This is a genomic window from Paraburkholderia sp. CNPSo 3272, assembly GCF_024206495.1.
Taxonomy (GTDB): domain Bacteria; phylum Pseudomonadota; class Gammaproteobacteria; order Burkholderiales; family Burkholderiaceae; genus Paraburkholderia.
The window spans coordinates 206,120-218,863 of the sequence record NZ_JAMBPQ010000010.1 but is presented as its reverse complement, the minus strand read 5'-3'; the positions used below and the strand labels follow the sequence as shown (position 1 = coordinate 218,863).

The following is a 12,744-nucleotide window of genomic DNA, read 5'->3' as shown; positions in this document are numbered from 1 at the left end:
GTATTCTTGAAATCAATTGCCGACATTCCACCTATTACCGTGATTGATCTCTCTGGCATCGACCTGAATCTGCTCGTGTCGCTCGACGCCATGCTCGGCGAGTCGAACGTGACGAGGGCCGCCGCGCGCCTCAATCTAACGCAGCCGGCCGTTTCTGCGCAGCTCGCGCGGCTGCGCCAGCTCTTCGACGACCCGTTGCTCATTCCCGCCGCGAATGGCCGCGGCATGACACCCACGGCGCGCGCGCTCGAATTGATGGAGCCGCTGCATGCGGCGCTCAAGACGCTCGAAACGGTGGTGCGCCGCGAGAGCGCCTTCGATCCGCTCACGGGCACGCGGCGCTTCTTGGTCGCCGCGAGCGATCAGTGCGTGGCCGTGCTCGGCCTGCCGCTGATGATTGAGTGGCCGCGTCTCGCTGGGCCAGGGCTGCAACTGGCGTTCATCGCGATTGAATCCGGTTCGCTCGCGGAGCGCTTCGAGCGCGGCCAAATCGATTTGCTGCTCGGCTCCGCGCAGCAGGTGCCCGCAACGCTCAAGGCCAGGAAGCTCTACGACGAACGCTTCGTCGTAGCGCAACGCAAAGGCCACCCGCGCGGCACGGCCCCATTCGACCTGGACGGCTATTGCGCGCTCGAGCACGTGCTCGTTTCGACCAGCGGCGCGAGCTTCTTCGGTTTCATGGACGAACATCTCGAAGCGCTGGGCCGACGCCGCCGCGTGGCGCACTCGGTGCAGCACTTCACGCTCGTGCCCGAGGTGCTCACGCGCACGGACTATGTGGCGACGTTGCCTTACCGGCTCGCCGCACGCTACCTGGACCGCGTGGACCTGTTCGAGCTGCCGTTCGAGGCACGCGGCTTTTCGATGCATGCGGCATGGCATCCACGCAATCACGCCGATCCGGCGCTCGTGTGGCTACGCGACGCCGTCGCTGCCCTGAGCACCGGAGACACGGTTAGCGATCCTCTCGATTGACGCGTGCGCAATTCGTTCGCGCTACGTTGCGAAAGCCCGCTTTTGTCCATGCTCCCCGAAGCCGAATTCGCACGAGCTCATCGTGCGCGGCGAGTCGCTCGAGAACAAGATGTCGAGTGCGGCGGCCTGTTCGCGTGCATCGGCGCAGACGCGGACAGGGGCTGGCTCGCCCGGGAGATCGCTTGCGACAAGCGCGGCTACGTGCTGACCTGCGACTCTGCGACCGCGTTTCTGTCCGTGGCGCCAGCTTCGCGCCGGGCTGGCGTCAGCCATGCGACCGCGTTGCGCCATCTAGCAATATGCAGCGAAAAATTCACACGTAAGCGCTTTACTTTCGTGTTCGAGAAGTGCAATTTGCAGTTCTGCAGTGCCCAGTCGAACCAACCGCGGCATCGGAATTGCTGCACAAAAGAGGCGCGCCGCTGCGCGACGAAGCCCTGCGCAACTCCGCGCGGCCAGCGCTTGAAGTCCCGGTTTGTCTTCCGTCTTCATCCTGGAGTCCGCAGATCGCCATGTCCAACGAACGTCCCCTCGATGCGCCGTGCGATTGCGACGACGCCTCCCAAGCTTCTCCCTCCCGCGCGCCCGCCGACGTCACGCGCCGCCGCTTCCTGCAATCGGCGGCTGCCGCTGCCGCGTTGAGCGCGACGCCTCATCTGCATGCACAGAATGCACCGCCGGCCAGCGCGCCAACTGAAGCGCCGCCGCCCGCGCCCGCGCAACCGGTCAGGCTCGACATCAACGGGCGCGCATACGCGCTGCATATCGAACCGCGCGTCACGCTGCTCGATGCGCTGCGCGACTATGCTGGCCTCACCGGCACGAAGAAGGGCTGCGATCGCGGCCAGTGCGGCGCCTGCACGGTGCTCGTCGAAGGACGGCGCATCAACAGTTGCCTCACGCTCGCGGTGATGCACGAAGGCCAGCGCATCACCACGGTCGAAGGCCTCGCGGGCGTGGCCACGTTGAGTCCCGTGCAGCGTGCCTTTATCGAGCACGACGCCTTCCAGTGCGGCTTCTGTACGCCGGGCCAGTTGTGTTCGGCAACGGCATGCCTGAGCGAATTCGCGGCAGGCGCAGCGAGCGCCGCCACGTCCGACGTACGCACGCGCCCCGCGCAACTGAGCGATGCCGAAATACGCGAGCGCATGAGCGGCAACATCTGCCGCTGCGGCGCGTATGTCAACATCGTGGCCGCCGTGCGCGACGCGCACACGGCAAGCGCCTGAGTACGGAGGCACACAAATGGATGCCATCTCGTACCAGCGCGCCACCGACGTGAACGGCGCGATTGCCGCCGCCCAGCGTCCCGGTGCGGTGTTCATCGGCGGCGGGACGAATCTGCTCGATCTCATGAAAGGCGGCGTCGCGCATGCGGTGACGCTCATCGACATCACGCGCATCGACGCGCTCAGTCAAGTTGCAACGCTGCCGAATGGCGGCCTGCGCATCGGCGCGCTCGTGCGCAACAGCGACGCGGCCAATCACACGCTCGTGCGCACGCACTACCCGCTGCTCTCGCAGGCGCTGCTCGCCGGCGCTTCGCCGCAACTGCGCAACATGGCGACCGTGGGCGGCAATCTCATGCAACGCACACGCTGCCCGTACTTTTACGACACTGCGTTCACCCAGTGCAACAAGCGCGCGCCAGGCAGCGGCTGTGCGGCGATCGGCGGCTTCAACCGCATGCACGCGATCCTCGGCGCAAGCGCACAGTGCGTGGCCGTCAATCCATCCGATATGAGCGTCGCGCTCGCGGCGCTCGACGCCACCGTACAGGTGAGCGGTCCGGGCGGCGCACGCACGATCCCGTTCGCGTCATTTCATCGCCTGCCCGGCGACCGGCCCGATCTCGACACGACGCTTCAGTCAGGTGAACTGATCACAGCGATCGACCTGCCGCCGCCGCTGTTCAGCGAGCACGCGCACTACCTCAAGGTCCGCGACCGCGCGAGCTATGCGTTCGCGCTCGTCTCGGTCGCGAGCGCGCTGCAACTCGACGGCCAACGCATTCGCACGGCGCACATCGCGCTGGGCGGCGTCGCGCATCGGCCCTGGCGCGCGAGCGTAGCGGAGCAGCATCTCGCTGGAAAAACGCTCAGCGAATCGACGCTGCGCGAGGCCGCTGCGGCGGAACTCGCGCAGGCAAAACCGCTCGCCGGCAATGCATTCAAGGTCGGACTCGCGCAACGCGCGATCGTCCGCTCGACGATGCTCGCCGCCGCCGGCACGCAAGGCAACAACACCGGAGATTTCGCATGAGCACGCTGACCGGACAACCGATGGACCGCATCGACGGCATGCTCAAGGTCACGGGGGGCGCCCTCTACGCGAGCGATTTCCCCGAAACGCGGCTCGCCCATGCCGTGCTCGTCACCAGCACGATCGCGAGCGGCACGATCGCGTCGATCGACGCGAGCCGCGCGCAGTCCATGCCCGGCGTGCTGCTGGTCATGACATACCAGAGCGCGATGCGGCTTCCCAACGGCGGCCGCTCGCCGCTCAAGCCGCCGGCGGGACGGCACCTCACGCTGCTGCAGGACAACGTCGTGCGCTACAGCAACGAGCCCGTTGCGGTCGTGGTGGCCGACACGCTCGAACACGCCACGGATGCCGCGCGTCACATCAACATCGCCTACGCGCCGACGCAGGCCACGCTCGACTTCAATCGCGCGAAAGGCGACGCGCACGCGCCGCCCAGCCCAATGGGGCGCCCGGTCGAAACGACGCGCGGCAATGTCGAAGCCGGATTGCACGAAGGTGCGGTGCGCTTCGAGGCCGTCTACACCACGCCCACGCAGTTCCACAACCCGATGGAGCCGCATGCGACGATGGCCCGCTGGGACGGCCCGGACCTCACGCTCTACGACGCCACCCAGGGCGTGAGCGGCGCGCGCGACGCAGTGGCGGCCGTGTTCGGCATCGCGCCGGACAACGTGCGCGTGATCTCGCCGTTCCTCGGCGGCGGCTTCGGCTGCAAGGGTTCGTCGTGGTCGCATGTGAGCCTGTGCGCAATGGCCGCGAAGCAGACGGGCCGCCCCGTGCGGCTCGCGCTCGCGCGTCCGCAAATGTTCGGGCCGGTCGGCTCGCGGCCGCACACGGAGCAGCATCTCTCGCTCGCGGCGCGCCCGGACGGCACGCTCACGGGCCTGCGCCACGACACGCTCGCCCACACGTCCACGTTCGAAGACTGGCTCGAGATGTGCGGCCTCGTCGCGCGCGTGATGTACGCGGTGCCCAACTGCAGCACGAGCCATCGTGTCGTACCCCTGAATGTCGGCACACCGACCTTCATGCGCGCGCCCGGTGAAACCACCGGCTCGTTCGCGCTCGAATCGGCCATGGACGAGCTGGCGTGGCAACTGAAAATGGACCCGGTTGCGCTGCGCCTGAAAAACTATGCGGAAAGCGAGCCGCAGGACGGCAAGCCCTGGTCGTCGAAAGCGCTGCGCCAGTGTTACGAGGCGGGCGCGCAACGCTTCGACTGGTCGCGGCGCATCCCCACGCCGCGCGCGATGCGCAACGGCAACACGCTCATCGGGCTCGGCATGGCGAGCGCGACCTACCCCGCGAATCGCAGCGAAGCCGCCGCCGTTGCGCGCATCCTGCCCGACGGCAACGCGATGGTCGCGTCGGGCACTCAGGACATCGGCACCGGCACCTACACGGTGATGACCCAGGTGGCCGCCGACGCGCTCGGCTTCCCGCCCCACCGCATCCGCTTTGCGTTGGGCGATTCGACCTTGCCGGGCGCGCCGGTTTCGGGCGGCTCGCAGTCGGCGGCGAGTGTCTCGCCCGCCGTGCAGGCCGCGTGCACGGCCGTGCGCGACAAGCTCATCGCGCTCGCGCGCGCCGATCGCGGCTCGCCCGTCTTTGGGCTCGCCGCCGATGACGTGAGCGTGCAGGACGGCTGGATCGTGAGCCGCAGCGACAGCTCTCGACGCGATCCGGCCGCCGCCGTCATCGCACGCGCAGGGGGCCAGCCGCTCGAGGCGCAGGTCGCAACGAAGCCAGGCGCCGAGAAGCAACAGTATGCGTTTCACTCATTCGGCGCCGTGTTCGCCGAAGTGCATGTCGATGCCGATACCGGCACGATGCGCGTGGCGCACATCGTCGGCGCGTACGACGTCGGACGCGTGCTCAACGAAAAAACGGCGCGCAGCCAGTTGATGGGCGGCATGGTGTGGGGCGTGGGCACGGCCCTGCACGAAGAGGGCCTCCTCGACACGCGCATGGGCCGCATCGCGAACAACAATCTCGCGGAATACCACGTGCCTGTGAACGCTGACATCGGCGAACTGGACGTGCTGTTCGTCGGCGAACCCGATCTGCGCTTCAATCCGCTTGGGGTGCGCGGCATCGGCGAGATCGGTATCACCGGCGTGCCGGCAGCCATTGCGAACGCCGTGTATCACGCCACGGGCGTGCGCGTGCGCGATTTGCCGATCACGCTCGACAAGGTCGTCCCGCAGATGACTTCGCTTGCGTGACCGGCATTGCAGGTCGCGCCGTGCATGCCCTGCACCGGCACAGTGCATGAGCGGTCGGCAAATGCCGGACAATGCAAGGGCTGTGCCGCGCGCGGGGCTTGCCTCACGCGCGCTTGCGCCGCACAATCACTGCTCACCCCCTTCGCCGGCGTATCACACCCATGGCCTATGCTTCGTTCGCCACCGGCGTGTTGCTCGCCGCCGGCACCGGTTCGCGCTTCGATCCCAACGGACTGCGCAACAAGCTCCTCGCTCCCCTCCCTGAAGGCACGTGCGTCGCGCGCGAGTCCGCGCAACGGCTGCTGCGCGTCGTATCCAAGGTCATCGCCGTTGTCCGTCCCGGGGCGGAAACACTCGCGCATGTGCTCAACGACGCGGGCTGCGAGGTGGTGTTCGCCCCCGACGCCGCGCGCGGCATGGGCGCGAGCCTCGCTGCGGGCGTGGAAACCGATCATGAAGCGGAAAGCTGGATCGTCGCGCTGGCCGACATGCCCCGCATTGCCGTCGAATCGATCGAAGCCGTGGCGCGCACACTGGATGGCGGTGCATCGCTCGTCGCGCCGTTCTATCGCGGACAGCGCGGACATCCGGTGGGCTTCGGCTACGCGCATCGCGCGGCGCTCGTCGCGCTCGACGGCGACGCGGGCGCACGCGCCCTGCTGAGCACCCACTCCCTTACACGCGTCGAAGTCGACGACCCCGGCATTCTGCGCGACGTCGACACGCTCGCTGACCTCAACGGGCTTTAATGCGCGCTCGCGCGCCACGATTGTTCAATTGCGAGTGCCAGGCATGCAATCGATCGCCTACGCTATAGGTGACGCGCACCACACGGCCGCACGTTTTAGCGCAAGAGGACCTCGCGATGATCTGCTCGCACACGAATCCGCTTCCCGATCCACTCGCCGATCCGACGCGGGACCCCGAACGCGACCCGCTCACCCCGCCGGCACCGGGCCATCACAACGACGAACCGCAGCAGCCCGAGGGGCCGCCGGACAAAGACCCCGTGTGATCGCACGCCCGGCCGCGCCGGCCGGGCATCGCGTCTTAGGGCCGTAGCGACGCTCGCGACGACGGTTCGCAAGCGCCGCGTCCATCTCTGCGCGCTCCGCGCTTCTTCCGCCCCAAAACCTCACCTTTCGCAAAGCTTGCGCCTTCGACGGTCGATCCGTAGAATGCAAACGATTCCTATTTGCAGTATTGGAGATTGCAGTGAGCCCAATCGTGATCACGTCCGCCCGCGCGCGTCGGCTGGCGAGCCGAGGTTTTGCATGAGACCGCTGCTGGTTCGCCTGCATCGCTGGTTCGGTCTTGGCATTGCAGCCTTCCTGTTCCTCGCTGGACTCACCGGCGCGGTGATCGCGTGGGACCACGAACTCGACGCGCTGCTCAACCCAACGTTCTTCCGCAGCGCGACGCCGGGCACGCCGCTGCCTGCGCTCGAACTCGCAAGGCGGCTCGAGGCCGCAGAGCCGCACGCGGTCGTGACCTTCATGCCGCTTTCCGTCGAGCCCGGCCATACCTGGATCGCGCAGGTCGCGCCGCGCCCGAACCCCGAGAACCAGGCGCCCTATACGCTCGACTTCAACCAGGTCGCACTCGATCCCGTCACGGGCGAGGAGCAAGGCCGCCGCATGTGGGGCAAGGCTTCGCTTGCGCGCCAGAACCTGATCCCCTTCCTCTACCAGCTCCACTACACGCTGTTCATGCCGACGAAGATGGGCATCGACTTCGGCGTATGGACGATGGGCGTGGTGGGGATGGTATGGCTGCTCGACGGCTTCATCGCGATCGTGCTCGCGTTTCCAAGCCCGAAAAGCTGGCGCAAGTCGCTCGCCTTTCGCGTGAAGCGCGGCGGTTATGCGCTGACGTTCGACCTGCACCGTTCGGGCGGCGTGTGGCTCTGGGGACTCCTGACCGTGGTGGCCGTGACATCGATTTCGATGAACCTCGGCGCGCAGATCGTGCGCCCCGTCGTTTCGATGTTCTCGACGCTCGCGCCGGACCCGTTCCGCATCGTCGCGCCGGGCCCCGCGCTCACACCCGCCGAGGCAACGGCCGCGCGTGAACGCATCGTGGCCGAAGCCGCCGGAATGGGCCGCCGCGAAGGCATCACGGCGCCGCCGGGCGGACTCTTCGGGCTGCCCACCTCCGGTGTATATGGCGTGGGCTACTTCGAGGCGGGCAACGATCACGGCGACGCGGGCCTCGGCAATGCCTGGCTCATTCTGAACGCGCGCACGGGCCAGGTGCTCGGCAAGCAGATTCCGGGCCGCGGCAGCGCGGGCGATATCTTCATGCAGGCGCAGTTTCCGTTGCATTCCGGGCGCATTGCCGGGCTGCCGGGACGCATCGCCATCAGCTTTACCGGCGTTGTCGTCGCCATGCTGAGCGTGACCGGCGTGCTCATCTGGCTCAAGAAAGCGCGTGCACGGCGCAAGCCCGCGAAGCAGGCGAAGCAGGCGAAGGCGGCCAGCACGATCGTCACGCGCGAGCGCGCCGCGAACTGACCGCCGGGCCAGCCGATCAGAACTTGTGGCGAATGCCCGTCACCGCGAGGAACTGGTTGCCGTTGCTCGATGCGCCCGATGTCCCTTCGATCTGCGCCACGGCGTTCGTTGCGCGCTGATAGATGAGGTCGAGATAGACGTCCGTGCGCTTCGAGAGGAAGTATTGCAGCGCGCTGGTCGTTTGCCAGTAGTGCCAGCTATCCTTCTGGCCGTTCGCATTCACGCCCGTCCAGGTCTCGCCGATCGCCGCATGAATGGACGGCGTAATCGCATAGCGCAGGCTGAGTTCCGCGTTCTGATAGTGCTGGTACTGGCTCTGCGGCGTCAGCTCGAATGCGACGTTCGTGTACATCGCGCCCACACCGAGATTACCAAAGGTGTACACACCGCCCGCACCCCAGATGCGCTGCTGCGTAATGCCCTTCAGGAACGTAAAGTAGTTATCCGAAGGAATCGCGCCGGTCGTGTCCGTAGCCGGATGATCGAGCTGCACATAGGCTGCGCCGAACTGCAGCGGGCCGCCCGCGTAGCTCGCGCCCACGCTCCATGAACGGTTCGTCCCGAAGTTGCCTGCGTTGTTGCTGAAGCCGTACATCGAGTTGATCGTCAGTCCGTAGAATTTTGGCGTGACGTACTTGACGGAGTTGTCGGTGCGGAACGTGTTGTTCAGGTCGTCGGTGTCGAACGGGTGCGTACCGTACTGCGAAGTCTCCACGGCCATCTGCAGCGGTTCGAGCGAGTCCTGCGCCGCATTGTACTGGCGGCCGAACGTGAGCGAGCCCCAGCGGTCGCTCGCGAGGCCCACCCACGCCTGGCGGCCGAAGATGCGTCCGTTCGCGCTCGCGGTGCCGGTCTGCAGGTTGAAGCCGTTCTCGAGGCGGAAGATCGCACGATTGCCGCCGCCCAGATCCTCGCTGCCGAGCAGGCCCCAGCGCGAGCCCTGCTCGCTGCCGGCCGTCGCCTGAAAGTTCGACTTGCCGCCCTGGTTGCTCGTGTAGGTGAAGCCGCCGTCGGCGATGCCGTACAGCGTGACGCTCGACTGCGCGTTGGCGTGCGAGGCCGCGAGACCGAGACCGCCGATGACGACTGCGAGGGTGCGCCGGGATGCTTGAAACATGCGTTTTTCTCCTTCTGGCATTCGATGTGCCGTGAATTGATGTTGATCTCCAGATGCGCGCCGCGAGGTGCGATCCATCTTTTGCACTCCTGATGAAACGACCTCGCTGCGCGGCGCCAGGCAACGGCTACCCGCTTGCGCTCCGCATTGGCGATGGTCTGCCTGACCCGCTTGTTTTATTGCTTAAAACAGCGTATTATTTATTATTCGGGCCGGCTTTCCGTCCCGTCAAGAAGCTGTCAAAAACCCGCGACACGACGCAGGGCGTCGCGGCGTCCGTCAAAAACGCTGTATTCCTTTACAGCTGGTCCAATTCGGCATTTTTACCAAGCCATTCCAGGGGAAACCCCAATCGGCCCAATTTCTACGCCGCGCTACGCTGTCTCTTGGAACTAAAACGCTGTTTTATTGTTTAAAACAGACGACACGTGACTGACTAGCGATGACGAACACCAGCCCTCTTTCCCCCCAGGCAGACGAATACGCGCACTGTTTCACCGTGGCGGCACAGGGTGCGCCGCTGCCGATCGTGTTCGATTCGCCGCATAGCGGATTTACGCTGCCGGACGACTTCGGCACCGTCGCGCCGCGCGAGGCGATCCTCACCTCGTGGGACGCGTTCGTCGACGAACTGTGGGCCGGCGTGCCCGCGCGCGGCGGCGTGCTGATAGGCGCACGATTTCCGCGCGCCTACATCGACCCGAACCGTGCCATTACCGACATCGACGCCGAACTGCTCGCCGAGCCCTGGCCCGAGCCGCTCGCGCCCGAACCGTACACACGTCGCGGCATGGGCCTGATCCGCCGCTACGCGCTGCCGGGCGTGCCGCTCTACGATCGCAAGCTTTCTGTCGATGAAGTCCGGCACCGCATCGACGCGTACTACCGCCCCTATCGCGCGGCGCTCGCGCAGGCGGCTGAAGCGGCTTACGCACAGCACGGCGCGCTGTGGCACGTGGACTGTCACTCCATGAAATCGCGCGGCAACGAAATGAACGTCGACTCGGGCGAGGCGCGCCCCGACTTCGTCATCAGCGACCGGCGCGGCACGACATCGGATCCGGACTTCACCCAATGGGTCGCGGATCACTTTGCGGCGGCCGGCTATCGCGTGCAAATCAACGAGCCTTACCAGGGCGGCGACCTGCTGCGCGCCGTGAGCGATCCGGCGCGCAACCGCCACAGCATTCAGATCGAACTGAACCGCGCGCTCTACATGGACGAGGCCGCTTGCTCGAAGCATGCGGGTTTCGACACGCTCAAGCGCGACCTCGACGCGTTCGCCGACGCCCTCGCCGACTGGGTGCGCGCGCAACTCAGCGCAAAGTGAGGCAAGCCATGACCTATATCGTCGATGCCGTCGACAACGCGCTCAAACTGCTCAGCTATGTGGCCGAACATCCGGGCCTTGGCGTAACGGAACTGTCCACGCAGCTGGGCATCAACAAATCGCGCACCTATCGCATGCTCTGCACGCTGGAGTTGCACCGCTATGTCGCGCAAGACGCACAAAACTCAACCTACGCGCTCGGTCCCCAAGCCTTCGTGTTAGGCGTGGCGGCCACGCAGCAAAACACGCTCGTACGCTCGGCCTCGCGCCACATGCTTGCGCTCAACCAGGCCATCAACGAAACGATCGTGCTGCGCGTGCGCGAGGGGCTCGAGACGGTTTGCGTCGCGCGTTGCGAGACCACGCACCAGGTGCGCGCCGTAGGCGCGGTGGGCAACCGCCGGTCGATTAACCACGGCGCTTCGGGCAAGGTGTTGCTCGCGTTCGCACCTGCTGCCGTGCGCACCGACTATCTCGCGCGAATGAAGAAAATGCCCGAGGCGCCTGACCTCATCGCGCTCGTCGAAGAACTCGATGCGATCGCGCGCAAGGGCTACGCCGTGAGCCTCGGCGAAGTGACGGCGGGTGCGGTGGCGATTTCCGCGCCGGTGCGCGATATGTCGGGCGCGACGGTGGCGGCCGTCGCCATTTCGGGGCCGGAAATGCGCATTGGCCGCGCCGAGATTCCCGACTACCTCGAACGCCTGCAGGCCTGCGCCGATGCGATCTCCGCCGAACTCGGCTATGCGGGCGCACGCGCCGCGGCGCTTTCCGCCTGAGCGCGCATGGAGGATTCCTTATGATCACCGCTCCGCCCTCCTCCCCGCGTGAAGACACGCCGCCCGCAGAAGGCGCGAAAGAGGAACCGAGGCCGCACGGCAAGATGCTGCACCCTGTCATCATGATGCTCTGGGTGCTCGCCGCCGCCTTGGCGATGACCTGGTTCGTCGACGCGGGCCGCTTCGAGCGCCACGACAAGCTCGTGGTTCCGGGCACCTACCACGTGGTGCCGAAAAGCAGCGAACTCGCTACGCTCGTCGCGCCGGCAGTCACGAAAAGCACGCCGGACCGTGCGGCGCCCGCGAGCCTCGTCTCGGTGTTCGTCGCCATTCCGAACGGGCTCATCAAGAACGCGCCGCTCATCGTCATGGTGATGTTCGTGGGCGGCATGTTCGGCGTCATGAAACGCACGGGCGTAGTGGACGCCGGCATCGACCGCCTGCTCCAGCTTACCGCCGGCAACGTCTACGTGCTCGCGCCGCTGCTCATGATCCTGATCGGGCTTGGCAGCACCATGCTCGGATTCATTTCGGAGTACCTGGTCATCATCCCGATGGTGATGCTGCTCGCGAAGCGGCTCGGCCTCTCGAACTTGTTCGCGGTGGCGCTCGTCGCGATTGCGGCGAAGATCGGCTATATCGCCTCGGTCACGAATCCGCTGTCGCTCGCGGTTGCGCAGCCTATCGTCGGTGTGCCGCTCTTCAGCGGGCTGGCGTTGCGGCTTGGCGTGTTCGTGGTGTTCCTGACGATCGGCGTCGCGTATCTCCTGCTCTATGTGCGCCGCAGCGGCTATCGGCGGGAGGCCGCCGTCGAGGCGCTGCATGCGCCCACGCCGCTCTCGCGCCGCCACAAGGCGACGCTCGTCATCCTCGCCGCTGCAGCCGCCGCACTCGTGTTCGGCACGCGCGAACTGAAGTGGGGCAACGTCGAGCTTTCCGCGTTCTATGTGGCGATCAGCATCGTGACCGCGCTCGTGGGGCGGCTCGATTCGCGCAGCGCGTCCGAGGCCTTCGTCGACGGCATGAAGGGCATGGTGCTCGCGGGTCTCTTGATCGGGCTTGCGGCATCCGTCGAATTGATCCTCCAGAACAGCTTCGTGCTCGACACGCTGATCGATTACTTCACGCGCCTCGCGCACGGGCGCTCTAGCGTCTGGGTCGCCAACGGGCTCATGGCCGTGCAGATGCTGCTCGACGTGTTCATTCCCTCGGTGTCGGGCAAGGCCGCGGTGAGCATGCCGATCATCGGGCCTATCGCACAGCTTTCGGGCGTGAGCGGCCAGACCTCGGTGCTTGCATTCGTGCTGGGCGGCGGCCTCACGAACATGGTCACGCCGACTTCCGGCATGCTGCTCGCGTATCTCGCCACGGCGCGCGTGGGCTTTGGCGAGTGGATACGTTTCATTCTGCCGCTCTTTCTCGTGCTGCTCGTGCTGTCTTCGGCGACCCTTGCGCTTGCGGTGCTCACGGGATATTGAAGCGCGGCCGCAAAAGCAAACGGGCGGCCGAAGCCGCCCGTCAATCGCTTTCGCAATATTCG

At 66.2% G+C, this 12,744-nt stretch carries 12 protein-coding genes; 11 read left to right on the top strand and 1 reads right to left on the bottom strand.

Annotation, left to right across the window (positions count from 1 at the left end; genetic code table 11):
* The first annotated feature begins 6 nt into the window (after window positions 1-6).
* The 7 genes from M3I53_RS15565 to M3I53_RS15535 all read left to right on the top strand — a co-directional run bounded on the left by M3I53_RS15565 (window position 7) and on the right by M3I53_RS15535 (window position 7,978).
* Window positions 7-975 (top strand): LysR family transcriptional regulator, encoded by a 969-nt coding sequence (locus tag M3I53_RS15565; protein ID WP_254316808.1) that lies wholly within the window; start codon window positions 7-9, stop codon window positions 973-975.
* 512 nt (window positions 976-1,487) lie between these two features.
* Window positions 1,488-2,204 carry a (2Fe-2S)-binding protein gene (locus M3I53_RS15560; RefSeq protein WP_254316807.1) on the top strand — a complete coding sequence of 239 codons (717 nt, stop codon included), beginning with the start codon at window positions 1,488-1,490 and terminating at the stop codon, window positions 2,202-2,204.
* 16 nt (window positions 2,205-2,220) lie between these two features.
* Window positions 2,221-3,237, top strand: a complete 1,017-nt coding sequence (locus tag M3I53_RS15555) for a xanthine dehydrogenase family protein subunit M (protein WP_254316806.1) — start codon at window positions 2,221-2,223, stop codon at window positions 3,235-3,237.
* Entirely contained in the window at window positions 3,234-5,465 is a 2,232-nt protein-coding gene (locus M3I53_RS15550; protein ID WP_254316805.1) for a xanthine dehydrogenase family protein molybdopterin-binding subunit, read from the top strand. Before M3I53_RS15555 ends, M3I53_RS15550 begins: the two co-directional genes overlap by 4 nt.
* 161 nt (window positions 5,466-5,626) lie before the next feature.
* Window positions 5,627-6,214 carry an NTP transferase domain-containing protein gene (locus M3I53_RS15545; RefSeq protein ID WP_254316804.1) on the top strand — a complete coding sequence of 196 codons (588 nt, stop codon included), beginning with the start codon at window positions 5,627-5,629 and terminating at the stop codon, window positions 6,212-6,214.
* A 116-nt stretch (window positions 6,215-6,330) separates the two neighbouring features.
* Entirely contained in the window at window positions 6,331-6,480 is a 150-nt protein-coding gene (locus tag M3I53_RS15540; protein ID WP_165822772.1) for a hypothetical protein, read from the top strand.
* A 259-nt stretch (window positions 6,481-6,739) separates the two neighbouring features.
* Window positions 6,740-7,978 carry a PepSY domain-containing protein gene (locus M3I53_RS15535; RefSeq protein ID WP_254316803.1) on the top strand — a complete coding sequence of 413 codons (1,239 nt, stop codon included), beginning with the start codon at window positions 6,740-6,742 and terminating at the stop codon, window positions 7,976-7,978.
* A gap of 16 nt (window positions 7,979-7,994) precedes the next feature.
* Here M3I53_RS15535 and M3I53_RS15530 read toward each other — a convergent pair whose 3' ends face one another.
* Window positions 7,995-9,095, bottom strand: coding sequence for a porin (locus M3I53_RS15530; RefSeq protein ID WP_254316802.1), 1,101 nt, complete (start codon window positions 9,093-9,095; stop codon window positions 7,995-7,997).
* Between the two features lie 92 nt (window positions 9,096-9,187).
* Between M3I53_RS15530 and M3I53_RS15525 the strand changes: the two genes are divergently transcribed.
* Genes M3I53_RS15525 through M3I53_RS15510 form a run of 4 tightly spaced genes read left to right on the top strand, consistent with a single transcriptional unit; the run spans window position 9,188 to window position 12,682 of the window.
* Entirely contained in the window at window positions 9,188-9,511 is a 324-nt protein-coding gene (locus M3I53_RS15525) for a hypothetical protein (protein ID WP_254316801.1), read from the top strand.
* Between the two features lie 26 nt (window positions 9,512-9,537).
* Window positions 9,538-10,425, top strand: a complete 888-nt coding sequence (locus tag M3I53_RS15520; protein WP_309249524.1) for an N-formylglutamate amidohydrolase — start codon at window positions 9,538-9,540, stop codon at window positions 10,423-10,425.
* A gap of 8 nt (window positions 10,426-10,433) precedes the next feature.
* Window positions 10,434-11,204, top strand: a complete 771-nt coding sequence (locus tag M3I53_RS15515; RefSeq protein WP_254316800.1) for an IclR family transcriptional regulator — start codon at window positions 10,434-10,436, stop codon at window positions 11,202-11,204.
* A gap of 20 nt (window positions 11,205-11,224) precedes the next feature.
* Entirely contained in the window at window positions 11,225-12,682 is a 1,458-nt protein-coding gene (locus M3I53_RS15510; protein WP_254316799.1) for a YfcC family protein, read from the top strand.
* Window positions 12,683-12,744 lie beyond the last annotated feature (62 nt).

Bases quoted from the DNA above. Each gene is read 5' to 3' on its own strand.
- M3I53_RS15535 (WP_254316803.1), top strand. From the start codon at position 6,740: ATGAGACCGCTGCTGGTTCGCCTGCATCGCTGGTTCGGTCTTGGCATT.
- M3I53_RS15520 (WP_309249524.1), top strand. From the start codon at position 9,538: ATGACGAACACCAGCCCTCTTTCCCCCCAGGCAGACGAATACGCGCAC.
- M3I53_RS15560 (WP_254316807.1), top strand. From the start codon at position 1,488: ATGTCCAACGAACGTCCCCTCGATGCGCCGTGCGATTGCGACGACGCC.
- M3I53_RS15540 (WP_165822772.1), top strand. From the start codon at position 6,331: ATGATCTGCTCGCACACGAATCCGCTTCCCGATCCACTCGCCGATCCG.
- M3I53_RS15555 (WP_254316806.1), top strand. From the start codon at position 2,221: ATGGATGCCATCTCGTACCAGCGCGCCACCGACGTGAACGGCGCGATT.
- M3I53_RS15510 (WP_254316799.1), top strand. From the start codon at position 11,225: ATGATCACCGCTCCGCCCTCCTCCCCGCGTGAAGACACGCCGCCCGCA.
- M3I53_RS15515 (WP_254316800.1), top strand. From the start codon at position 10,434: ATGACCTATATCGTCGATGCCGTCGACAACGCGCTCAAACTGCTCAGC.
- M3I53_RS15545 (WP_254316804.1), top strand. From the start codon at position 5,627: ATGGCCTATGCTTCGTTCGCCACCGGCGTGTTGCTCGCCGCCGGCACC.
- M3I53_RS15525 (WP_254316801.1), top strand. From the start codon at position 9,188: ATGAAACGACCTCGCTGCGCGGCGCCAGGCAACGGCTACCCGCTTGCG.
- M3I53_RS15530 (WP_254316802.1), bottom strand. From the start codon at position 9,095: ATGTTTCAAGCATCCCGGCGCACCCTCGCAGTCGTCATCGGCGGTCTC.
- M3I53_RS15550 (WP_254316805.1), top strand. From the start codon at position 3,234: ATGAGCACGCTGACCGGACAACCGATGGACCGCATCGACGGCATGCTC.